Annotated in this window: 26 protein-coding genes; 18 read left to right on the top strand and 8 right to left on the bottom strand. The window is 41.9% G+C overall.

Annotation, left to right across the window (positions count from 1 at the left end):
• Positions 1–106 precede the first annotated feature (106 nt).
• From ssuD to ABH008_RS15535, 11 genes are all read left to right on the top strand, one after another.
• On the top strand, positions 107–1,243 hold the full coding sequence (gene ssuD / locus ABH008_RS15585; protein ID WP_347986536.1) for an FMNH2-dependent alkanesulfonate monooxygenase: 1,137 nt from the start codon (positions 107–109) through the stop codon (positions 1,241–1,243).
• Positions 1,244–1,261: 18 nt separating this feature from the next.
• On the top strand, positions 1,262–2,464 hold the full coding sequence (locus ABH008_RS15580) for an acyl-CoA dehydrogenase family protein (protein ID WP_347986535.1): 1,203 nt from the start codon (positions 1,262–1,264) through the stop codon (positions 2,462–2,464).
• A 146-nt stretch (positions 2,465–2,610) separates the two neighbouring features.
• Complete coding sequence (locus ABH008_RS15575; protein WP_347986534.1) at positions 2,611–3,462, top strand: amidohydrolase family protein; 852 nt, start codon at positions 2,611–2,613, stop codon at positions 3,460–3,462.
• Positions 3,463–3,569: 107 nt separating this feature from the next.
• Entirely contained in the window at positions 3,570–4,277 is a 708-nt protein-coding gene (msuE, locus tag ABH008_RS15570; RefSeq protein ID WP_347986533.1) for an FMN reductase, read from the top strand.
• 68 nt (positions 4,278–4,345) lie between these two features.
• Positions 4,346–5,434 carry a dimethylsulfone monooxygenase SfnG gene (sfnG, locus tag ABH008_RS15565; RefSeq protein WP_347986532.1) on the top strand — a complete coding sequence of 363 codons (1,089 nt, stop codon included), beginning with the start codon at positions 4,346–4,348 and terminating at the stop codon, positions 5,432–5,434.
• A 26-nt stretch (positions 5,435–5,460) separates the two neighbouring features.
• Entirely contained in the window at positions 5,461–6,639 is a 1,179-nt protein-coding gene (locus ABH008_RS15560) for an AMP-binding protein (RefSeq protein ID WP_347986531.1), read from the top strand.
• Positions 6,636–7,412: an ABC transporter ATP-binding protein gene (locus tag ABH008_RS15555; RefSeq protein WP_347986530.1), complete on the top strand. Its 777-nt coding sequence runs from the start codon at positions 6,636–6,638 to the stop codon at positions 7,410–7,412. The genes ABH008_RS15560 and ABH008_RS15555 overlap by 4 nt, the downstream gene beginning before the upstream one ends.
• Positions 7,413–7,432: 20 nt before the next feature.
• On the top strand, positions 7,433–8,314 hold the full coding sequence (locus ABH008_RS15550; RefSeq protein WP_347986529.1) for a branched-chain amino acid ABC transporter permease: 882 nt from the start codon (positions 7,433–7,435) through the stop codon (positions 8,312–8,314).
• 11 nt (positions 8,315–8,325) lie between these two features.
• Positions 8,326–9,393 carry a branched-chain amino acid ABC transporter permease gene (locus tag ABH008_RS15545; RefSeq protein WP_347986528.1) on the top strand — a complete coding sequence of 356 codons (1,068 nt, stop codon included), beginning with the start codon at positions 8,326–8,328 and terminating at the stop codon, positions 9,391–9,393.
• Positions 9,394–9,775: 382 nt separating this feature from the next.
• Complete coding sequence (locus ABH008_RS15540; RefSeq protein ID WP_347986527.1) at positions 9,776–11,107, top strand: ABC transporter substrate-binding protein; 1,332 nt, start codon at positions 9,776–9,778, stop codon at positions 11,105–11,107.
• 76 nt (positions 11,108–11,183) lie between these two features.
• The gene (locus ABH008_RS15535) at positions 11,184–11,927 is read left to right on the top strand and encodes an ABC transporter ATP-binding protein (protein WP_347986526.1); all 744 of its coding nucleotides are present in this window, start codon (positions 11,184–11,186) and stop codon (positions 11,925–11,927) included.
• Between the two features lie 183 nt (positions 11,928–12,110).
• Here the strand turns inward: ABH008_RS15535 and ABH008_RS15530 are convergent, their stop codons facing one another.
• From ABH008_RS15530 to ABH008_RS15495, 8 genes are all read right to left on the bottom strand, one after another.
• Positions 12,111–12,533, bottom strand: coding sequence for a DUF6691 family protein (locus ABH008_RS15530; RefSeq protein WP_347986525.1), 423 nt, complete (start codon positions 12,531–12,533; stop codon positions 12,111–12,113).
• Positions 12,534–12,540: 7 nt separating this feature from the next.
• Complete coding sequence (locus tag ABH008_RS15525; RefSeq protein ID WP_347986524.1) at positions 12,541–12,957, bottom strand: YeeE/YedE thiosulfate transporter family protein; 417 nt, start codon at positions 12,955–12,957, stop codon at positions 12,541–12,543.
• A gap of 13 nt (positions 12,958–12,970) precedes the next feature.
• Positions 12,971–14,251, bottom strand: coding sequence for an outer membrane protein transport protein (locus ABH008_RS15520; protein ID WP_347986523.1), 1,281 nt, complete (start codon positions 14,249–14,251; stop codon positions 12,971–12,973).
• Between the two features lie 278 nt (positions 14,252–14,529).
• Positions 14,530–15,108 carry a histidine kinase gene (locus ABH008_RS15515; protein WP_347986522.1) on the bottom strand — a complete coding sequence of 193 codons (579 nt, stop codon included), beginning with the start codon at positions 15,106–15,108 and terminating at the stop codon, positions 14,530–14,532.
• Positions 15,109–15,249: 141 nt separating this feature from the next.
• Positions 15,250–15,558 (bottom strand): chaperone modulator CbpM, encoded by a 309-nt coding sequence (locus ABH008_RS15510; protein ID WP_347986521.1) that lies wholly within the window; start codon positions 15,556–15,558, stop codon positions 15,250–15,252.
• Positions 15,559–15,560: 2 nt separating this feature from the next.
• Positions 15,561–16,502, bottom strand: a complete 942-nt coding sequence (locus tag ABH008_RS15505) for a DnaJ C-terminal domain-containing protein (protein WP_347986520.1) — start codon at positions 16,500–16,502, stop codon at positions 15,561–15,563.
• A 34-nt stretch (positions 16,503–16,536) separates the two neighbouring features.
• The gene (locus tag ABH008_RS15500) at positions 16,537–17,589 is read right to left on the bottom strand and encodes a hypothetical protein (RefSeq protein ID WP_347986519.1); all 1,053 of its coding nucleotides are present in this window, start codon (positions 17,587–17,589) and stop codon (positions 16,537–16,539) included.
• A gap of 78 nt (positions 17,590–17,667) precedes the next feature.
• Complete coding sequence (locus ABH008_RS15495; protein ID WP_347986518.1) at positions 17,668–18,384, bottom strand: Crp/Fnr family transcriptional regulator; 717 nt, start codon at positions 18,382–18,384, stop codon at positions 17,668–17,670.
• Positions 18,385–18,765: 381 nt separating this feature from the next.
• On the opposite strand from ABH008_RS15495, the gene ABH008_RS15490 reads away from it, so the two are divergent.
• The 7 genes from ABH008_RS15490 to ABH008_RS15460 all read left to right on the top strand — a co-directional run bounded on the left by ABH008_RS15490 (position 18,766) and on the right by ABH008_RS15460 (position 23,638).
• Positions 18,766–19,179, top strand: coding sequence for a carboxypeptidase regulatory-like domain-containing protein (locus ABH008_RS15490; RefSeq protein ID WP_347986517.1), 414 nt, complete (start codon positions 18,766–18,768; stop codon positions 19,177–19,179).
• Positions 19,180–19,357: 178 nt separating this feature from the next.
• Entirely contained in the window at positions 19,358–21,340 is a 1,983-nt protein-coding gene (shc, locus tag ABH008_RS15485; protein WP_347986516.1) for a squalene--hopene cyclase, read from the top strand.
• A 113-nt stretch (positions 21,341–21,453) separates the two neighbouring features.
• Positions 21,454–21,846, top strand: coding sequence for a DUF4398 domain-containing protein (locus tag ABH008_RS15480; RefSeq protein ID WP_347986515.1), 393 nt, complete (start codon positions 21,454–21,456; stop codon positions 21,844–21,846).
• A 17-nt stretch (positions 21,847–21,863) separates the two neighbouring features.
• Positions 21,864–22,667 carry an OmpA family protein gene (locus tag ABH008_RS15475; protein WP_347986514.1) on the top strand — a complete coding sequence of 268 codons (804 nt, stop codon included), beginning with the start codon at positions 21,864–21,866 and terminating at the stop codon, positions 22,665–22,667.
• A gap of 101 nt (positions 22,668–22,768) precedes the next feature.
• Positions 22,769–23,083: a coiled coil domain-containing protein gene (locus tag ABH008_RS15470; protein WP_347986513.1), complete on the top strand. Its 315-nt coding sequence runs from the start codon at positions 22,769–22,771 to the stop codon at positions 23,081–23,083.
• A gap of 135 nt (positions 23,084–23,218) precedes the next feature.
• Entirely contained in the window at positions 23,219–23,374 is a 156-nt protein-coding gene (locus tag ABH008_RS15465; protein WP_347986512.1) for a DUF3096 domain-containing protein, read from the top strand.
• A 105-nt stretch (positions 23,375–23,479) separates the two neighbouring features.
• The gene (locus ABH008_RS15460) at positions 23,480–23,638 is read left to right on the top strand and encodes a DUF3309 family protein (protein WP_347986511.1); all 159 of its coding nucleotides are present in this window, start codon (positions 23,480–23,482) and stop codon (positions 23,636–23,638) included.
• Positions 23,639–23,673: the final 35 nt, after the last annotated feature.

Genomic DNA, 23,673 nt, shown 5'->3' with positions numbered 1-23,673 from the left:
TCGAGCAGTCAATCAGCTCAGAATGGGCTGATTTACTCAATCTTTAAGCTGGCATGCTACTTGCGTAGTCATGAATGTAGTTCTCATTCAGAAAAGGTATTTAAAAATGGAAATATTTTGGTTTTTACCCACGCATGGCGATAACCGCTATTTGGGTACTGATGTTGGTGTCAGACCAGTTACATATTCATATCTGAAACAAATTGCGCAAGCTGCAGATAATTTGGGATTTAAAGGTGTTTTAGTTCCATCAGGTAGGGCATGTGAAGATCCTTGGGTTGTCGCTGCATCCTTAATCAATCAAACCAAATATCTAAAGTTTTTGGTTGCTGTGCGTCCTGGATTTACATCGCCAACGGTATCTGCTCGTATGGCATCGACTTTAGATCGAATTTCGGGTGGAAGATTGTTAATCAATGTGGTTGCTGGTGGGGATCCCGCAGAGCAGCAAGCAGATGGCAGCTTTTTGAATCATGATCAGCGATATAGTGAGGCTGGAGAATTTTTAACTGTTTGGAAAGCAGTATTGACGGGAGAAGTATTAGATTTTGACGGTGAGTATATCAAAGTTAAAGATGCAAGTTTACCATCAGGAACTTTTCAAAAACCCTATCCGCCCTTGTTTATTGGCGGATCATCACAGGCAGCGATACAGCTGAGTGCTGAGCATATTGATGTGTTTTTAACTTGGGGTGAGCCGCCTGCGGCCGTGGCAAAAAAAATTGAGCAGGTTCGAATTGAGGCCGCAAAACTAGGTAGAACTGTAAAGTTTGGTATTCGCTTACATGTCATTGTTAGGGAGACTAGTCAGGAAGCGTGGGCTGCTGCCGATGAGCTTATTTCGTATGTCACTGATGAAACCATAGCAGAAGCACAATTAGCTGTTTCGGGATTTGAATCCGTTGGGCAAAAAAAAATGACTGAACTGCATGGTGGCAAACGTAATAATCTGGTAGTAGCACCGAATTTATGGGCTGGCATCGGTCTGGTAAGAGGTGGTGCAGGTACCGCGTTGGTCGGAAATCCACAGGAAGTGGCTGATAGGATTAAAGAATATGCAGACTTGGGTATCGATTATTTTATTTTCTCCGGCTACCCACATCTTGAGGAATCCTATCGGGTTGCTGAGCTGTTATTTCCCTTGTTACCCATATCTGCAAAGGTAGAAGCCGAGACCGGCATAAAACCAAATGCGACCGGACCTTTTGGAGTAATTAATAAAAAGCAACTCTCTCCAGCATAGATTAATAAGGATTAAATCATGATTTTAGTTAAGGAACAAGTTAGTAACGGCCCATTACAAGCTACGCAGTTATTTGAAAAAGCAGAACAAATTGCACAATATCTTTATGAAACGGCGGCAGATAGAGATATAAAAGGAGGGACGCCACTTGAACAACGAAAAGCCATACGTGATAGTGGATTACTAAAGCTACTGATTTCGAATGAATTAGGCGGATATGGTAGTAGTTGGTGTGAAATTTATAAAATTATCCGTACTCTGGCACAAGCGGATAGTTCGTTGGCGCATGTATTTGCTTTTCAGTTTTTGATGCTGGCGTCAATTCGCTTGTACGGTAGCAGTGAGCAATGGCAGAGTTTATTTGCAGAAACTGCAGAAAAAAATCTTTGGTGGGGCAATGCGCTTAATCCTTTAGACAATAGAACGATTGCAACTAGGACTGGTAGCCAGCTGGTTTTTACGGGTTTTAAGAGTTTTTGTTCAGGTGCAACTGACTCAGATCGTTTGATAGTTTCGGCTATTGATGCAGAAACCAAACAATTTATAGTAGGTGCTGTACCCACCGCGCGCGCGGGTATTTATATCTACGATGACTGGGATAATATTGGCCAACGGCAAACCGACAGTGGCACTGTTGAATTTAAAGAGCTGATTGTTGATGAGGGGGAGTTATTAATGAATCCCGGACCATTAAGTTCACCGTTTTCAAGCCTCAGATCGCTGATTGCGCAATTAATATTTACCAATATTTACCTTGGAATCACAGAAGGTGCATTACAGGAAGCTGTGAAATATACCCGTACCAGTTCCCGTGTCTGGTCTGGCTCCTTAGCCAAAAGTGTCAATGAAGATCCCTACATACTTTTACATTATGGAGAGTTTTGGGCAAGTCTTGCTGGAGTCAGGTTGTTAGTTGATCAAGCCGCCAGTTTACTAGACAACGCCTGGCGGAAAGGATTGACATTAACAAATGCAGAACGTGGCGAAGTCGCTCTCGCGGTATTTTCCGCCAAAGTAAACAGTACCAAAGTAGGCTTGGATGTGACATCCAGAATTTTTGAGGTGTCTGGTGCCAGAGCCACCACCGCCAAGTTGCGCATGGATAGATATTGGCGAAATCTGCGGGTTTATACCTTGCATGATCCAGTCGATTACAAACTGAAAGATCTGGGAGATTGGGTCTTAAATGGTAATTATCCTTCGCACAGTTTTTATACCTAAGAAGTTATTGTAATTATTTCAATTTATTCGGTTTCAGATTGAATGATTACTCTAAATATCAAGTTCTTATCACTGTTTTTTATCGAATCATATCAGATTGATTTATCTGAGCGTGCCACCCTATAACTCTAGAGAATTAGATTTTTATGCAAAAAATAATAGATATGAGAAGTCGCCCTGCATTCCTGCATGATTTTTTTGGTGCAAATCCAGGGACCCAAGGATACCAAACCGCAAAATGGTTAAACCAACGTGTGGGATCAAAAGAGAGTGAGCATTTCAAACGCTCTTATAGTCTTGGCGGTTATCTGGCAGAAATTGAGGCTGCCAATATAAATAAAGCGGTTGTTGTAGGAAGAGAAACACCCAGTTTAACTATTAGTAACGATGAGATTGCTGCATTAGTTGGAAAAAGCAAGAAATTGGTCGGGCTTGGCTCTGTCGATATTCAAACCAGAGGCGAGCAAGCGGCTATTCAGGAAATACATAGATGTGTGGAAATCCTAGGGTTAAAGGCTATCAATATAGAACCCGGTTTTGGTGAACCCGCCTTATATGTTGATGATGTGATATTTAATCCAATCTATGAAGTTTGTATAGCACTGGATATTCCGGTTTGTTTGATGAGTGGCCCCACAACGCCCGATTTTGATTATGCCCATCCTAATGCCCTAGTTAGATTAGCTAGGAAATATCCGTTATTAAAAATTATTTGCTTCCATGGCTACTACCCATTTGTAAACGAGGTGATTGGCGCTGCGTTTCGTTACACAAATATTTATCTGGTGCCTGACATGTATATATTTCAACCCGGATCGAAATTGTATGTTGAAGCCGCTAATTCTTTTTTGAGCGATCAACTTTTATTTGGTTCTTCATATCCATTCAGAGATATGCGACAGACTGTAGATGATTTTTTAGCACTTGGCTTTAAAGAATCAATTCTAGATAAATTGTTTTACAAAAATGCGGAAGATATTTTAAAAGTAGAGGTATAGATCTGTTGTTTTATTTTGATTGTTTATTAGTTTATTGTCAATTAATTAAAATTAAAAATAAATTAAATTGATATAGTTTTTTTTATCAAAAATAGTTGCTGCTGCTAGTGCAGCAATCAAACAGCAATATCAATTTTTTTAAACAAAATCATCATTCGCTGAATGTATTTAAAGTATTGATATTTATTGATAAAGATAATTGGCATGAAGTCTGCATTATTAAATATATAGTATCTGTAAAGCGAATTATTAAATTAAAAATAGGAGTTATTATGAGTAATAAATTAAAAGTAGTGGCTGTTTCTGGCGGGGTAGGGCGACCTTCTAGAACCTTAGCGCTTATTGAAGAGATTACTGACAGACTGAGTCAAAAAATATCAATAGATTTGCATCTTATTGAATTGGGTCAAATTGGTAGTCAATTAGGTGCGGCAGCCAGCCGTACTGCATTACCTGAGTCGATTCAAAAAGACATTGAAGCTATCGAAACAGCTGATTTTTTAGTGGTAGCAACTCCAGTCTATCGTGCGAGTTATACCGGGCTTTTCAAACATTTATTTGATTTTGTACATCATGAATCTTTATTTGATGTGCCTGTACTTTTAGCCGCAACAGGTGGTAGTGATCGACATGCCTTAATTATTGATCATCAATTGCGTCCATTATTTAGCTTTTTCCAGTCTTTGACTTTACCTATTGGCGTTTATGCCTCAGAGGCCGAATTTGTTGATTATAAAGTGGCAAATGAAGCTCTGGATGCACGTATAGATTTGGCAGTGACTAGAGCTATTCCATTTTTGAAGCCACGTCTGTAATAAGTCGCTTGGTAAATATTGAATTTGTTAACTATACAAAAGTAAAAATTGTTTAAGGGAGATAGATCATGAGTTTAGAAAATATTAAATTTGCATATTGGGTGCCCAATGTAAGTGGCGGCTTGGTTGTCAGTAATATTGAGCAACGTACCAGTTGGGATATTGATTACAACCGCAAATTGGCTCAAATTGCTGAAGCAAGTGGTTTTGAATACGCTTTAAGTCAGATTCGCTTTATTGCTGGATATGGCGCTGAATATCAACATGAATCTGTGTCGTTTTCACATGCACTACTTGCTGCAACCACCAAACTAAAAGTAATTGCGGCCATATTGCCAGGGCCGTGGGATCCGGTTTTAGTTGCCAAGCAAATTGCCACCATCGATATTCTTACTGCGGGTCGTGTCGCGGTTAATATTGTATCTGGCTGGTTTAAAGGCGAATTTGTATCAATTGGTCAACCTTGGCTGGAGCACGATGAACGCTATCGTCGTTCTGAAGAATTTATTGAAGTGCTTAAAGGTATTTGGACCCAGGATAATTTTACCTATAAAGGGGATTTTTATCGTATCAATAATTTTTCCTTAAAACCAAAACCTCAGCAATTACCACATCCTGAAATTTTTCAAGGCGGCAGTTCACGCGCTGCTCGCGATATGGCCTCTAGAGTTTCCCAGTGGTATTTTACCAACGGTAATACGGTAGAAGGTATTAAGGCACAAATAGATGATATTAAAATCAAGGCGGCTGCCAACAAGCATGACATCAAAATTGGTGTTAATGCCTTCATTATTGCGCGTGATACAGAAGCAGAAGCTAAAGCCGTGCTGGCTGAAATTATTGAAAAGGCTAATCCTGAAGCTGTTAATGCCTTTGGGCATGAAGTTAAGCAGGCCGGAGCAGCCAGTCCTGAGGGTGAAGGAAACTGGGCAAAATCTAGTTTTGAAGATTTAGTGCAATATAACGATGGGTTTAAAACTAATTTGATTGGTACTCCTGCGCAGATTGCCGAACGTATTGTTGCTTTGAAAGCAGTAGGTGTTGATTTGATTCTGTCTGGATTTTTACATTTCCAAGAAGAAGTGGCCTATTTTGGTGAAAAAGTTTTGCCATTGGTTCGTGAACTGGAAGCTCAAAAAACTTCAATAGCGGCCTAAATTATCGTTATATTAATTAGATCATCATGAAAGCAGATACCTTACCCTCAGCTCTTCAGTTTCAGTCTGATTATTGGCATTCTAAGATTGCAATAAGACATAAACATCTTGGCATCTGGCATGAAAAAAGTTGGCTGGACATAAAATTAGAAATTTCGAGATTGGCAACAATGTTGAAAATAAATGGTTTTAGGGCTGGGGATAAATTGTATCTGCTCACTGATCCGCGGCCAGAAGCATTGTTGATCTCTATTGCAGCTCAGTGGCTAGGTGGTGTATCCGCACCTTTAGATATCAATGATAATGAAGCAAAAAATGTGGAGTTACTACAGAAATTAAAACCCAGCTATGTATTTGCAGAAGGTCAGTTTCAGGTTGATCTGGTGCAAAAGTTAGATCTGCAAGTGAAGATTATCATTTATGCTGATGCGCGGGGTTTATCCGGTTATCAGCATGGAGTACTAAAATCATATTCTGCACTGTGTGCATTGGAAAATCCTGTTTTTAATGAACCAGCACATGCTACTTCGAATGATGTGGCTTTTGTATTTTTTCGTTTGGATGCGGCACTTCAAACAGAAGTGGAATACTTAACGCATGCCGATATGTTAACTCAGGGAGCTGTTTTAATTGATCAAGAAAAATTAACGGCAAAAGAAGAAGCTTTTGCAGCAAGAACATTTGCCGCCAGTGGGCATATGCGTTATTTATTAGCTCCTTGGTTATTAGCTGGATTTACCTTAAATTTTCCTGAAAATATCAATACCCGTGATTTGGATAGGCGAGAAATTGGACCAACCTTGGTGGCTGGAACTTTGCAAACCTACCAAAGATTAGAGTCTTTGATTTACTCGCGTCTTCCCGCACCGGGATCTTTTAGAAGATCAATTTATGATTGGTCGCTTAAAAGCCATGAACGGCCATCGCCTATACGCAATGGGTTGGCGCACTGGTTAATCATTAGGCCTTTAAAAGATGTGTTAGGTTTTAGCTATACGCGAGTACCTTTGCTGGTTGGAGAGCAATTGTCAGCCAGTTCAGCGCATTTTTTTGCATCGCTAGGCATTCACGTCAAACATTGGCCAAACGTGACTGATTGGCATAATGCCCATGATATTCCGCATTTAAAAACCAAATTGTCTTTTGAGCAATTTGATAACTCCACATTGACTATCAATCATAGTGAATTGGGGGGAATCACATGAATACTACCAATATTTTATTGAGTCTGGACAACATATCACTTTCTTTCAAAGGGGTAAAAGCTATCAATAATATTAGTTTTGCTGTCAGGCAAGGTGAAATATGCGCATTGATAGGCCCAAACGGTGCTGGAAAAAGTTCATTATTGAATGTGATTAACGGTGTGTATAAACCCGATGAAGGCACAATCACTTATGCGGGTGAATATCGGAAAAATATGAAACCTCATCATGCGGCTGCGCGGGGTATAGCACGTACTTTCCAAAATATTGCTTTATTTAAAGGCATGAGTGTGTTGGATAACGTATTGACCGGACGCAATTTACAGGTAAGAAGTAGTTGGGTTGAACAAATTTTTAATGTAGGTCGGGCATCAAGAGAAGCTGTCATACAGAGACAAGCAGCCGAGAAAATTATTGAGTTTCTTAAAATTCAGCCATGGCGTACTAGTTTGGTAGGCAATTTACCGTATGGTTTGCAAAAGAGGGTAGAGCTGGGTCGGGCATTGGCCGCCCAACCTAAATTGCTATTACTGGACGAGCCTATGGCCGGCATGAATAACGAAGAGAAACAGGAAATGTGTCGTTTTATTCTGGACACCCAGCAGGAGTTTGGTACCACTATTGTGCTGATTGAACACGATATCAGCGTAGTCATGTCGCTTTCTGATCATGTCGTCGTTTTAGATTATGGTAAAAAAATTGGCGATGGTACCCCTGATGAAGTTCGAAATAATCCAGACGTTATTTCAGCCTATCTGGGTACTAAACATTAATAGCAGTAAGGGGCTGGTAAATGAATTTTTTCTTTGAAGTATTGGTTGGTGGTTTATTAGCCGGTGTGATGTATTCGCTGGTCGCCATTGGTTTTGTGTTGATATACAAAGCATCTAAAGTGTTTAATTTTGCCCAAGGCTCAATGGTACTTTTCTCTGCTCTGACTTTCGTCAGCTTGTTGGAAAGAGGCGTGACATTTTGGGTGGCATTTTTTATAACCTTGCTGAGTATGATACTACTAGCTTGGGTGATTGAGCGTTATGTGTTGCGTAAATTAGTAAATCGTTCACCGATTACCTTGTTTATGGCTACCTTGGGTTTGAGCTATATCATCGAAGGTTTGGCGCAGTTGTTATGGGGTGCGCAAGTGCATGGACTTGATTTGGGCATTAATGATGAACCTTTCGAGTTTCAAGGATTATTGCTGTCTCAGTTTGATTTATTTGCCTCTGCGGTTGCAGGCACTTTAGTTATTTTCTTATCCGTTTTTTTTAACAAAACACGCACGGGCATTGCGTTGCGGGCAGTTGCTGATGATCAATTAGCCGCTTTAGCCGTGGGTATTGATTTACAAAAACTGTGGTTGATCGTTTGGGCTGTTGCTGGTTTTGTCGGTTTGGTTGCCGGGTTATTATGGGGCGCGCGTCTAGGGGTGCAATTTTCCTTGTCTCTGGTGGTATTAAAAGCCTTGCCCGTTTTAATCATCGGCGGCTTTACGTCTATCTCTGGCTCTATTCTTGGTGGACTGATTATTGGGGCCTCCGAAAAATTGGCAGAAGTGTTCATCGGCCCGTATTTGGGAGGTGGTATTGAAAATTGGTTCCCTTATGTATTGGCCATGTTGTTTTTGCTGATTAGGCCTGCTGGAATTTTTGGTGAACGAGAAATTGAACGTGTGTAAGGGAATAAATCATGTTGTATAGAGAATCTGGACAGTTTAGTACAAGTTATGCCGCAGAAAGACGCTTGTTTCGTTTGTACCAAGAACGAATAGCCTTTATTTTACTATTGGCAGTAGCTTTTCTGTTAGTGCCTTTTATAGGAAATGACTACTGGTTTAGCGCTATTTTGATTCCCTTTCTAGTGCTCTCATTGGCTGGTTTAGGTTTGAATTTGCTAACCGGCTACGCCGGACAGTTATCGTTAGGCTCAGCAGCATTTATGGCTGTGGGTGCTTTTGCAGCCTATAACTTTAATTTGCGCATTGAAGGAATGCCGTTTTTAATCAGTTTGATATTGGGTGGTATTACCGCAGGTTTAACTGGTGTGGTGTTTGGTTTGCCCAGTTTAAGAATAAAAGGCTTCTATATTCTGGTGGCGACCCTGGCTGCACAATTCTTTGTGCAATGGGTGTTTACCAATTTTGCCTGGTTTTCAAACAATAGTTCGTCTGGAGTCATTACCGCTCCACCTTTAATTATTTTCGGCTGGGATTTAAGTTCACCAGTGGGCAGATACTTGTTGACCTTAAGCGTGGTTGTAGCCCTAAGCTTATTGGCTAGCAATATAGTACGTAGTGAACTGGGTAGAAATTGGATGGCGGTAAGAGATATGGATACGGCGGCAGCGGTCATCGGCATATCCATACCTAAAACTAAATTACTGGCGTTTGCGATTAGTTCCTTTTATCTGGGGATTGCGGGTTCTTTATGGGCTTTTACTTATCTGGGTACTGTGGAACCACATGGTTTTGATTTGACACGCTCTTTTCAGATTTTATTCATCATTATTATTGGTGGTATGGGCAGTATTCTGGGTAATTTTTTAGGTGCTGCATTCATCGTTTTATTTCCGGTGTTTCTTTCAAATATTTCATCGGGCTTGTTTGCAGGAATCGTGGATGTAGGGCAATTAGAAAATATTCAGAAGATTATTTTTGGCGTATTAATCATATTTTTTCTAATTAAAGAACCTAATGGGCTTGCAAAAATATGGCAGACATTTAAACAAGTCATGCATGTTTGGCCGCTGCGGTTCTAAGTAAAGTTTATTAAGTACATAAAATTTTTGCATCAGGGAATACCTTCAACGGAGGCCGTAAATACTGCCCTGCAGGCTTTACTCGGCTTTGTGACTCTTAACTTTTGCCGAAACATCCGGTGTAAAAACTTAAGTTTGTCACTTTTTAAAAGCAGTTCCGCACTGTTACTTAAAAGCAGTATCTAGGTATATCGCCTAAATTGGCGCTGCTGTATCAACAGCCGATTCATCAAGAATTTTTATAAATTGTTAGCAGGCTAAATGAGTTTAGCTATCAGTTGTAATGATAAGGAGTATGTCAAATGAGTCTATGAAAATTTACAACAAAACACTGTTATGGCACTGAAGTTTTATTGCTTTTTTTATCTAAGAGGGATTAATTATGAATGTTATTCTAACTAAACGCTTGCGGTTGGTTACTGCTCTGGTGGCAACTGTTTTATTTTCTAATGTACAAGCCGATGGAGAACAATATTTTCCACTACAAAGCTACCGTATTGGCCCTTACGCGGCTGGTGGTTCTGGTTTTTTTGGCGGATTTATTGATTATCTGCAATATGTCAATTTAAAAGACGGTGGGGTAAACGGCGTCAAATTGACATGGAGCGAATGCGAAACCGAATATGTTGTTGAAAAAGGCGTGGAATGTTATGAGCGTCTCAAGCAAGGCTTAAATGGTGCGCCAGCAGCGGCCACCAATCCTTTGTCAGTGGGTATTGCTTATGCAACGCTGGATCGTTCTACGGCGGATAAGTTACCACTGATTACTATCAATCACGGACGCACAGATTCTACCGATGGTAGTGTGTTTCCTTATATTTTTCCGCTGCAATTAAATCCCTATAGTGAGGTTTCTGCCATTATCAACTATATCGGTTCAAAAGTAGGCGGTGTTGATAAACTGAAAGGGCAGAAAATCGTTACACTTTTTCATGGTTCGCCCTATGGAAAAGAAACCAATCCTATTTTGGAGTTGTTAGCTAAAAAATATGGTTTTGAACTGACTTTGTTAGAAGTACCGCATCCTGGTAATGAACAACAATCGCAATGGCTAAATATACGTCGAATCAAACCAGACTGGGTGATATTGCGCGGTTGGGGGGTTATGAATCCGGTGGCTTTAAAAACAGCACAAAAAACTGGTTTTCCAGCAGATCATATTATTGGCAATATCTGGAGCAATTCTGAAGACGATGCAGCACCTGCGGGTAATGCGGCCAAAGGCTTTATTTCTATTACTACCCATCCATCGGGTATTAATTTCCCTGTTATTCAGGATATTGATAAATATGTTGTGCAAGCCAAAAAAGGCAATTTGGAAGATCCAAAACGTTTCGGCACCGTTTATTACAATCTGGGTGTAGTTAATGGCATTTTGAATGTAGAGGCGGTAAGGGTAGCGCAAGAGAAATTTGGCAAACGTCCGCTCACTGGCGAAGAAGTTCGTTGGGGATTTGAGAATATTAAATTAGATCAGAAACGACTGGAAGAGTTAGGTGCATTAGGTCTTGTACAGCCACTTAAACTAAGCTGTTCAGATCATGAAGGCGGTGGTGCTGTCAGATTCCAACAATGGGATGGTAGTAAATGGAATGTTATTTCTGACTGGATACAGGCAGACCGTGCATTACTGAGACCGATTATTGAAGAATCCTCACATAAATATGCAACTGAAAAGGGCATAACACCACGTGACTGCTCAAAAGAGTCTTAATCTGAACGCAGGCGTAAAGCTTAGCTTTACGCCTGCTTGATTTTGAGTGCCGCGTCATCACCAATCTGGAGGATTTATGTCTGTAACGCCCATTTTACAGATTCACAATATTGAAGTTATTTATGAGAATGTCATTTTAGCTGTCAAAAACATCTCGCTTACTGTTGCACAAAATACCATTGTTGCCCTTTTAGGTGCTAATGGTGCAGGCAAAAGCACAACGCTTAAAGCCATTTCCGGCTTAGCCAATGCCCAACGTGGAGAAATAGTCGATGGCAGAATTGAGTACCAAGGTAAAAATATTACCGCAGCCACGCCGTCTCATTTAGTAGCAACAGGGCTTGTGCAAGTCTTGGAAGGTAGGCATTGTTTTCCTCATTTAACAGTAGAGGAAAATTTACTGACTGGAGGGTTTATACATAAGCCTACTAAACAAAAGCTTATACAACAATTAGAGTTAATCTACCATTATTTCCCCAGGCTAAAATTGTTGAGAAAAAACCTGGCTGGGTACACGTCGGGTGGGGAGCAACAGATGGTGGCAATTGGTAGAGCATTGATGAGTGAACCTAAACTGGTACTCCTTGATGAACCCTCAATGGGGCTAGCACCGCAAATTGTCGAAGAAATTTTTGAGATAGTTAAAAATCTAAGAGATGCAAACAATGTTAGTTTTCTGGTTGCCGAACAAAACGCAGCAGTGGCGCTTAGGTATGTGGATTATGCTTATGTATTGGAAAATGGCTTAATCAGTAATGAAGGCGACCCGCAAAAAATCAATCAATCGGGCGGGCTTTTGGCATCTTATTTGGGTGTGTAATAGAGGTTTCATGTGTATTATTCTTCATCTAATATGACATTTTTGAGTACTCGCTCGGATCTGATCAGAAAATGACTGACAAAGTTCGTCTACCTACGGACAACTCAATAAGCCGGAATAGGTCGTAATAGGCGAAGTGCTCTATAAGGTAATTGCTTTGATGATGTTGATGGCTATGATAACTCAGCGTTTGCTATGCAGAATATGAAATAGGAAAAATCCGGCAAACATAGCTCCCGCAAAAACATAGTTGCCTTGCAAACCACTGCTTAAGTCAACGATAGCGGGTCCTGGACAGATACCAGATAAGCCCCAGCCTGTTCCAAAGACTGCGGCACCTAAAACAAGTTTGCCATCTATACCTGAAGTTGATGCATCGCAATTTTGTTGCTGTGTTTCTGCATCAGAATTGGCGTATGATTTAAACAGCCTTAGTGAAACGCCAAGCACGAGTAATGCACTTGCCATCACCAGAGCCAGACTAGGGTCCCAATCGCCAGCCACATCTAAAAAAGCCAAAACTTTTTCAGGATTGGTCATCTGGGCAATGATTAAACCCAACCCAAAAATGATGCCGAACAGAAAAGCGTATAAGTTTTTAGACATAGATTTTTTAGAGAATGTGGCGAACTATAAAGACACTGATGCCAGCGGTCAGCATGAAAACCAAGGTAGCAACCATTGAGCGCACTGATAGTCTGGCGATACCACAGACGCCATGACCACTAGTGCAGCCGCCACCCAAACGGGTACCGTAACCAACCAGCAAGCCAGAAATAGCCAACACTAGCAACGGTGTCTGGATATGGATGGGTATTTCCAATTCCAACAGTCTATATAAGGGAGCGCTCAGCAATAATCCGAGAAGAAACCACAATCGCCATCCCGTTTCGCTATCTCGTGGTCGCAGTATGCCAGCAGCAATGCCGGAAATACCGGCTACTCGTTTAAACTTAATAAACAGTAAAGCGGAAGCCAATCCAATGAGAGAGCCCCCTGCTAATGCTGATAAAACAGTTATTTCCGCCATATACTTTTTTAAATTAAAATTGTCTTGACCAGCCTAGGCTTAAGGAATATTGCGTCATGGATAAAGCAATATTTTGACCAGGAGAGAGTGGGTTTGCGCCTGAAACGCTAGCTTGGGGCGAATACATAAAAGCAAAACTCAATTCATCCTTGTTGGCTAGTTTGTAACTAAAGCCCCCGTCTATATGCCATTCCTGAACTGCCGGTGCCAATATATTAAATAGAACCTGAGAGCTGGGAATAGGTTGGTGACCATAACTTAAACCACCCCGCAAAGTCAATTGATCGCTTTGTTTCCATTGTGTGCCGAATTTATAGACAGTCATATCCTTCCAGCCAAAACCCGGTCCATTGCCTGCACCCAATTTAGCACCACTCAGTAAGGGTTGTAAGGGGTTTCCAACCGCATTAATCTCGCTATAGAAAATTTGCTGTACATCAAATGCAGTGGTCACTGCGTCGGTTACCGCCCAGGACAAACCTGTATCTAGACTAGAGGGGATATCAAAGCTACCTTGACCAGTGAACAGACCTGCATAATCCTTAAGTTGCGACATATAAGTGCGGCTTTTGTAAGACACGCCCAAACGTACACCCGTGACTAACTCGGCCTGACCACCCACTTTGTAACCAACACCAAACGAATATTCACGTCCATTATTACTTAATTGATTCGGTGCGGAGGAATAGCCTTGTTGACCAAAGGAGCCAAGACCTTGGGCTTCGAAATATTCGACTGCTAATATTGGCGACAAGCCGAGTGAATAACGACCATGGTCAAAAGAGTGTGCATAGGTGCCTTGTAAAAATCCCTGCGCCATATCAACACCCGTTCTGCCACTATAAAATACCCCGGTACTGCCATTTTGATTGGTAACGTGAGCATAATCCGTATTCATGCCACCATTACCATATATAGCCAAACCTATAGATTGGGTATCATCCAACTTCTTACTCCAACCCAGTGTCGGTATAAGGTAATAGTTTTTGTTACTTTGATGAACACCATCGGTAAGTTGAAACCCTGTGCCATTTCCACCACTGGCATTGTATTGTCGAAGTGGGCTGAAGAACTCGCCTTCAATATCGAGACGGTCGCCAACAGATGTTAATCCGGCAGGATTTAGCGCAGCAGAAATGGCGTCCTGTGAAAACGCAACGTCAGCACCTGCTAATCCTTTGCTACGCGTACCGTAACCATTTTCAAAATAACCATCAGTCGCTCCAACCACAAACGATAAAAAATACAAAGCTGAAGTAATTGCCGTTTTGTTGTGATATTTAAACAATGTCATGTCCATAAACCTTGAATGAATCCAGAAACACAACATGTTAACAATTGTTTTGTATTGCAGATAAACGATAGAAACTGATAATTAATTCTAATAATTGTATATACAACACCTGGTATTTTGGAGCCGGTCACGCTTAAAAATTAATCACTGCACAGGGTGAGTGAACTTTTATTGGATAAAATTATGTACTGAAATTAAAACAAGCATTGTGAGTGATGGTTGAATTTATGCTGGAATTGATGGAATTCTGATCGAATCATTCAGCTGAAGATTTTAATCTATACGGCGACCTTAACGACTGTTTCAAGAGTATTTATTTCTGTTAGTGCGATACGTAACACTGCTTGGCTGTCAGATGTACCCCAGCGTAGACATTCTAGTCTAGTATAGAACGTTGATTCGTCGGCACGTCTCAATGTCAAATCCAGGTATTGCTTTTCACCGGTTGCCGAAGCCATTATTTTGCTGAAAAATAAATACCAGCGATCTTGCTCTTCGTTTGCAACTCGATTAGTAAATTTAGAATTAAGCATCTGGGTTCGATCAAAATCAAATAAAGCTAAACCGGTTAGGTTAATTTCGCTAATCAGTCCATTAAGGTTGAGAGTGATGTATCCCACTGGGGCAAAATCATAAAGATCCAAATATCGATCACGCATTTCCTGCATTGAAATGTAGTTTAGTCTTAGCTCTTCATTTTGAAGCTCCAATTCGACTTTATGTACCATGAGTTCATGTAGTAGTTTTTCGGGTAATTCATGATTGTCCAGTTGTTCAGGATAAAAACGTGCAACTAGGGTTTCAGCTTCGGTTCTTAAATTCTGGCGTCGTTCGATACCATCCCATTTTGGGTTCATGATATATTTTTCCTTGTAACTTTAAAGAGAGGAATAATCAGCAAGATGTCCATGCCATCATCCTAAGTGTGGAGAGTGTGGCTACTATATACAGCATATTTAACTGGTTAAAGAAACTATCAACTGCTGATACACGGATAATCACTCAATACCTGCCAGCTGCAGACGCCGTTTCAGTTTAGATATTTCTTCCTGCATATCTGCCGCCAAGGCGGCCAGTTCTGGCACGGCATCGAAGTCGCGTTCGAAAACCCAAATACGTTTTACTCTTAACAGGGCGGTGCTCGGAAATCGCCATTCGTGGGTATGCTCAGGTAACGGTTGCAGAATACCTTCTTCAATATGTACAATAAGCCACTCAGTATCGACTGCACAGAGTGTTGCTAATTCGTTCAGAGTTAAACCATCGTCTTCCACAATGGCATCCAGGGTATTTTCAGTTGGCTGCATGCTTATCTCCGGTGGGTGGCGCGTGGGTCAAAGGCCAGTTCACTAGCCATGCGCTCGTATATTTCCCGTGCTTTTGGGTTGGTTGAAGAAGGCAAAACCAGCTGTATATCCAGTATTAAATCACCCGGTGTTTTACTAGGAATGCCTTTGCCGCGTAAGCGTAACTGTTGTCCGCTTTGAGTGTCGGCAGGAATGCGTACCTTTAGTTCGCTACCAAATAAACTGATAGGTATTAATGCACCTAAAGCGGCTTCCCAAGGCGTTACTGATAACTTCATGTACAGATTACTGCCATCAATACGAAATTGCGGGTGAGGATTAAAATGTAGTTCCAGCAACAGGTCGCCTGCTTTACCATTACCCATGCCCGGTCCGCCTTGTCCTGCCAAGCGGATAATCTGATTTTCGTAAACACCCTGTGGGATTTTAACATTCAAGCTATGCTCAACCAGACCGACTCGACCTTGGGCATCCATGCGCGGTGTACGCAAGGTTATTTGGCGGGTAGCACCATGAAAAGCATCTTCCAGATCGAGCATTATTTTGGCATGGTGATCCTCGCCATGGCTGTCGAAATGGCGGCTATCGCCAGCAGCCGTTTGTTTTCGGCCTGTGCCCATACGACCAAATAGTTCACTAAAAAAACTGCCATAATCGGCACTATCTGCTCCGGTAAACTCGAAACCGGCATCCCAGTTTGGTGGTGGTTGAAATTCTTCGCCAGGTTGATGATTCTGCCCCAATTGGTCGTAAGCAGCCCGTTTTTCCGTATCATACAAAACCGCATAGGCTTCATTAATTTCTTTCATGCGCGTTTCCGCATCTGCTTCCTTGGAAACATCGGGATGGAATTTTCGAGCTAATTTACGAAATGCTTTTTTAATATCGGATTGCAGTGCATCTCGCGCTACCCCTAAAATTTGGTAATAATCTTTATATTGCAAACCATACTCTCCCAATAGACAATCAAACTATGCGTTACTGTGTGCTTACGGTTTTTACATTAGTTGTTTTCAAGTTTTTGTTTATTTGTTTTAGACGTGCAATCATTTCATCTTTCATTTGTTCGCGACCGATGCTATGTTTCAAACCGCTTCCCAGTCCTGTTATTTGATCAGTGGAAAGTCGGGTGGAATAAAACACCAACGTGCCGTCTTTATAGGGTAGTCCGCCAGCGACGATATTGCTGGAATTATAGGAATGACCAACATAAAATTGCCGGGAAAGCATAATACCGCCAATCTTTGTTATCAGCATCAGTCGGTGTATCAAAATAGCCGTTGGTCTGTTCTCGGTGAGATGATTGAGCCACATAAATTGCTCACTGGTACCTGCTGGTAATGCCGCTGGATAATTTTCCCAGGCCTGTTGCAGTTCTGGAAAGTAACTGGCCCAGGTTTTATTGTAAAGAGCATCGGTGCGTAACTCTGCCGCGGCATCTGCATCTACGCCTGCTTCGCGATTATATGCCTGAATGCCAGCCAAGCCATTTTTTTGATACGCTTGGAAGCGTTGCAATAAAAATTCTCGATATTTTTGGTTAGCAGTGGTTAACAAGGTTTTATTGTCAGCCTCGTTTAGATTGGCTTGCAGACTGGTCAATTCCTCTAGCTCCAATTTGGAGAGATTAAAATTATCGCCTGGTTCAGCTTCCAAAAATGCTTTAGCTTCGTCCAGTTGGTGTGCTGAAAAAGCCAATTTTTTAAAGCTATTGAGGTCTGCGTTTGCCGTTAAGTTGCCTGATGCAATTATGTCAGTCTCAATAGTCGACAGATCGCTATGTTTTATATAGTCAAGAATTTTTGGTAAAGCAACAGGCATAATCATCGCAATGCCAATGGCTAATTCCTTGTGACTGCTCTCGCTGATCTCATATGAGATCACTTCGCCGTGTTCCAACTGCGCAATTTGCTCGGCGCTAATGTCAAATTTTTGCAGAATCTCTTGCAAGCTGAGATCAGTCTCAGCAGATAAAGGGTAGCTGCTAAATATTAAGCTCGTTAATAACAGTAATTGTATTAGTCTTTTCATAAATATTATACATACTTCGAAATGCGTTAAAAATTAGCCAGCAATGTCACTTTCTGCTGTTGATTTACAGTGTGCTTATTAAAGTGTTGGCGTCATAATGGTCTCGTAAATTTGTTTTTCTAGCTCATAACAGTTACATGCAGCGTTTTCCAAACCAATGCGATCAATAATCTCGATATTTCCACGTTGGTAGCTAATGATGTTTTGTCGCTGTAAAGCGCTCGCTGCTTTGGTAATACCCACTCTGCGTACACCTAACATACAGGCCATGACGATATGGGTGATATGGAAGCAATTGGAGTGTGCACGATCCTGTGTCATCAATAACCAGCGCGCCAGTCGCTCCTCTACTACGTGAATGCGGCAACAAGCTGCACTTTGAGCAATTTGGCTAATCGATATATATAGATAGCGTTTTAGCAGTCGCCACAGTAGCGGATTTTTTTCAAGTTCCTGTATAAACGCTGTGGCACTAATACGCAAAGCAGAACCCGTACCTTGCACCATGGCCTGAAAAGGGGCTATATCGACTTCAAGAAGTAGAGAAGTGCCGAGCATGCCTTCATTACCGACTTGGCCAATTTCCAGTCTGGCACCTGCTTCAAGAGGTGTAAGCAATGAAATATAGCCTCCAGTTGGAAAATAAACATGGCGGATGCTATCGCCGACACTGTATAGCACATCGGCAAAATGCAGTTGTATGAGATCGCATTGGCGGATGAGTTGTTCACGTTCTTTGGTCGGCAAGGCGGCAAGTAATCGATTTGCTGCAAATTTAGGTGGATAGGATGTCAATTTGTGAACTCCGCTGATATAAAACGCTATACAAACTTTCCAAAATAACACCGACAGTTTACGGTTGTAACTGCCATTCTTTCAAAAGATACGCTGGATGTGGGTGAGTGTCTGTCTGCTAACGCACTTATTTTTTCGGAGGGATTTCCAACGTTGTAATCCGATGCAAACGTTCAGTAGTTATGTGTCCTAGCGCACAGACCGTTTTTAGCGTTTTAGCTAAGCTGACATCACTGCTAGGCATGAACGTAACCACTTCGATTGTGAATGCGAGGGCTGTTCCGTCTGTTTTTATATTGTTGGCAGACCGTTTACGGATTGGAAGCTGACGACCTAAGACGGGCTGGTGATATCCGTTTTCTCTTCTAAGGAGTCATGTATATGAAACGCTTAATGCTAGCGCTCGTTATTATCGGCATAGTTATTTACATGAGTGCCGTTGCGGAGCAGAGCGCTATCAATGCGCAAAGCCAAGGCGAAGTTAATTTTGTAACTGGGGGAGTAGGCGCTGAAGAGCGACAAGAACTTCAAGCGTTAAGAGGTGAATATAACTTGCAACTTCTATTCATTCTAAAAGACAGTGGTTCATATCTAAGTGATGTCAAAGTACGTATTGAAGATGCAAAAGGTGTCGTTTATCTGGAAACTGTTGCCGATGGTCCTTTGTTATTTGCCAAACTCAAACCCGGTAATTACACAGTTCACGCCAATCAGGATGGCTATGAAATCAATAAAAAAGCCCTGATCGGCACTGAAAAATCAACGTCACTGATTTTTTCGTGGCCTAAACAATAGTCAAATTCAAAAAGCCTGGTTTCGTCGCTCAGGACGAATGGGTAAGTCATTTGTCGATATTGAAGTAATTAACTGTGGCGTTTTTCAGTTTGAAACATCGACCCGCAATTTTTTGTCATCAATAGGCATAAGTCCGAGCAACGCTCATTTCCTCAAGTTATTAAGAGAACATCACATCATGCTAACAGAGACCTCTTCACTATCCGGACAGGATTCTGCTTCTAACCATGCTACAACTTTGCAGTGTAGACTGGATGACGCCATTGCGTTAGCGGGATCAAAGCTCATCGGTCTGCAAAACCCGCAAGGTTTTTGGGTATTTGAGCTGGAAGCGGATTGCACTATTTCAGCAGAGTATATCCTGATGATGCATTTCATGGATGAAATCAATCTGGAGCTGCAAGCTAAGATCGCCGTTTATTTGCGCAGTCAGCAAAGCCAGGATGGCAGTTATGCTTTGTATACAGGTGGGGATGGTGACTTGAGTTGCACCCTCAAAAGCTATTATGCTTTAAAAATGGCTGGCGACACTCTAGATAGTGTACATCTAAGCAAAGCGAGACAATGGATTCTTGCCAGAGGAGGAGCGGTAAAAGCTAACGTTTTTACGCGTATTACGCTCGCCATGTTCGAACAGATGCCCTGGCGTGCGGTGCCGTTCATGCCCGTTGAAATAATGTTGTTACCGAAATGGTTTCCTTTTCATCTTCAAAAAGTATCTTATTGGTCACGGACCGTGATGGTGCCTTTACTGATTCTGTGTACTTATAAGGTCAAAGCGCGCAATCCACATAAAATTGGTGTTCCTGAATTATTCCTGATCCCGCCTGAGCAGGAAATCAATTATTTCTCACACGTTAACACCCGTCTAGGTAAACTGATTTTACTGCTCGATCAGGCGGGTCGATTTTTGGAGCCATTTATTCCCGGCAGTATACGCCGCAAGGCTACCGCCAAAGCCCGTGATTGGTTTATGCAGCGTTTAAATGGTGATGATGGGCTTGGCGCGATTTTTACGGCTATGGTTAATGCCTATGAAGCCATGGATTATTTGGGTATTCCTGCTGATAACCCGCAAAGACAGATCTGTAGAGACGCCATTGATCGATTGTTGATTATCAAAGTAGACAGTGCTTATTGCCAACCCTGCGTTTCGCCTGTGTGGGACACTGGCTTAGTAGCGTTAACGCTACAAGAAATTAGTGAATATAAATCCGATCTGCTTATGCAGCAGGCATTGGCTAATGCTTTGCGTTGGTTGGCCGACAAGCAATTGTTTGATGAGCCGGGTGACTGGCGCATCAAGCGCCCTAAGCTGGCGGGTGGTGGCTGGGCGTTTCAATTTGGCAATAGTTATTATCCAGATCTAGACGATACCGCTGTGGTAGCACAAGTGTTATTGCAGTCCGGTAACCCTGCCTTTGCCAAAAATATTCAGCGGGCAGGTAATTGGATTGCGGGTATGCAATCCAAAAAGGGTGGCTATGGGGCATTTGATGTTGATAATACCTATGACTATCTTAATCAGATTCCGTTTGCCGATCATGGCGCACTTTTGGACCCGCCGACGGCTGATGTTACCGGGCGTTGTCTAATGTTTTTGGCTAATAGCCTGAGTGGACACCCCGAATATCAACCAGTGGTCGCACGTTGTCTGACGTATTTACGTGAGCAACAGGAAACAAATGGTGCTTGGTATGGACGCTGGGGTACCAATTATATTTATGGTACCTGGTCAGTACTGACAGGCTTAGTCAGTGCGGGTATCAATAATGATGATCCTTCTATACGCAAAGCAATAGTCTGGTTAAAAGCCAAACAACTGGGTGATGGTGGTTGGGGTGAAAGTAATGATAGCTATCACCATGCTCCTCATGTTGGAAAACCTGATAAAAGTACCCCATTCCATACCGCACTTGCTTTGCTGACTTTGCTTATCGTTGGCGAAAAAGAGTGTGCATCAGTCGAGAAAGGCGTGAGTTACTTGCTGAAAAATCAACAGGCAGATGGTTTTTGGCCCGATGAATACTTTAATGCTCCCGGTTTTCCCAAGTTTTTCTACCTCAAATATCATGGTTACCACAAGTTCTTTCCATTGTGGGCACTGGGCCGTTATCGCAATCAGCGCTACGCTGCTCAATATTCAAACAATGTACGTTAGCGCACTGTGTTAATACTGTTAAAGGAGTCTAATCGACCTTGACATAAAGTCTTGCAATCAAGCTGATCATAGCCGCGATTGTATACGCTGTTTAACTCAATGGATAAAACGCCATGAAAAAAATTAACCAACCCAAATCGATGCACAGGGTATATGGTATCAGCGCTAGTTTAGCCGCCGTACTTATACTCACTGCTTGTGCAAGCAATCCTCCTCCAACTTCACAGATAGCAGTATCCAAGGCCGCTGTTAATACCGCCAGTGCTGCTGGCGCTAATGAATTTGCGCCTTTAGCGTTACGATCTGCCATGGACAAAATGGAAGCCGCCGAACAGGCGATGGTGGCAGAGAATTTCGTCCTTGCTCGAGAATTATCTGAAGAAGCCGAAGTTGATGCCCAGTTATCATTAGTAACTGCTCGTGCAGTTAAAGCCCAAAAAGCGGTTACCCAGTTGCAGCTCGATAATACCGTGCTTCGCCAAGAAATCGACCGTAAAACTCAATAATATTAATGGAGTACATTATGAAAACTATTTATTATTTGCCCATGACACTGCTGGCTGTTGCAGTTGTTAGTGGTTGCAGTCCCGCTCTAAACAATCGCTCTGTCACTCAAGCGCATGACAACTATGTCGCCGCCAGAAGTAATCCAAGTGTCACTAATCAGGCACCACTGGAGTTGAAAGATGCAGGTGATTCACTACAAAAGGCCGAGTCTGCGTTTAATAACGATGACGATCAGACCGCTGTTGATCATTTAGCGTATATGGCCAATGATAGAGTCGCTATTGCCTGGGAAACTGCCAATCGAAAAATGGCAGAAATCGCTGTGGCGGATTCTCAAGCCAAACGTGATCAAGTTCGCTTGGATGCGAGAACATCGGAAGCCGATGCTGCAAATCGTCAGGTAGCCAGTGACAAAATACTCATCAACGAATTAAACGCCAAAAAAACCGAACGCGGCCTGATGATCACGTTAGGTGATGTGTTATTTCGAACCAATAAAGCGGAATTAGAACCCGGTGGTATGCACAACGTGGAAAAACTGGGTGAGTTTATGAACCAGTATCCGAATTATAAGGTGATGATTGAGGGTTATACCGATAGTACTGGCTCGCATAGCTACAATCAGGAATTATCAGACCGTCGCGCTTATTCAGTTCGTACTGCCCTGGTTGACATGGCTATTAATAGCAATCGCATCCAGACACATGGATATGCAGAAGACAATCCGGTTGCCAGTAATGCCACCGCGTCAAATCGCCAATTGAATCGGCGGGTGGAAGTGGTGCTTTCCGATAGTGAAGGCAATCTCTCACAGCGTTGAAAATGTAGCAGGTACATTTAGCAAATTAGAATTGAATAATTTTGTTTGTTAGATGTGGGGGCTGTTCTCGTTGTGCAATATACCTAAATAGAAATTATAATATGTCAAATAATCACACAGAACATTGTAGTAAAACTAAAGAAGAATACATTGATAGTCTATCGGCTGAACTCAAAGAGTGGAGTGCTGAAATTGATGTCCTAAGTGCCAAGGCGGAAACTGCGGAAGCAGATATGCAGGTAAAATACCATGAAGAGATTGAATCTTTAAGAGTACGTGAACGTGCCGCAGTTGAAAAAATTAAGGAGCTGCGTGCTGCCAGCGATGATGCCTGGGATGCGATTAAAGATACAGCCGAACATGTTTGGCATGATTTTAGAACGGGTCTCGCCAATGTGATATCCAAATTTAAATAATGGTTAACCAGCCAGCCTGCAATAATTTGCAAGATCGCAGGCCAGGCTGACAGTATTCGCTAGTGGTTAATGTGTTCGATAACGCACAGACCAACAATTTAAATAACTATAAACTGTATTTTATTATTTTGGAGGATGCAGATGTATCTGATAAATCAGGGGATTGAGCAGGTATTAGCTATAGTGGCTGGTATATTGATTTTGCTGATTCCACGTTTTTTAAATTATTTTGTAGCTGTCTATTTGATTGTCGTTGGCATTATTGGGCTTATGAATTTGCGTATTACCTGAGCATGAATTAGTCAATATGTAATCCAAATAGCGGATTGCTCAGTACATTACCACGGAAGGACTCGACGTTAAGTAGAGTGGTTTTTATAGAATTTGAGTATTTTCATGTCAACAGGCAACATTTTACTTTTAGTTATTGTATTGCTGCTGGTGGGTGTTAATCCGGTCTGGCCGCATAGTCGTACCTGGGGATATGCCCCCAGTAGCAGTATGGGAATTCTGCTGCTTTTAGTGCTGGTTCTGATCTTGATGGGCAGGGTTTAATTGTAAACAGCTTTCCCTATTAGTGTAAATCAGCA

Source organism: Methylomonas sp. AM2-LC (assembly GCF_039904985.1).
Lineage (GTDB): Bacteria > Pseudomonadota > Gammaproteobacteria > Methylococcales > Methylomonadaceae > Methylomonas.
The sequence above is the reverse complement of the archived record's forward strand: the minus strand, read 5'-3'. Positions and strand labels throughout refer to the sequence as shown.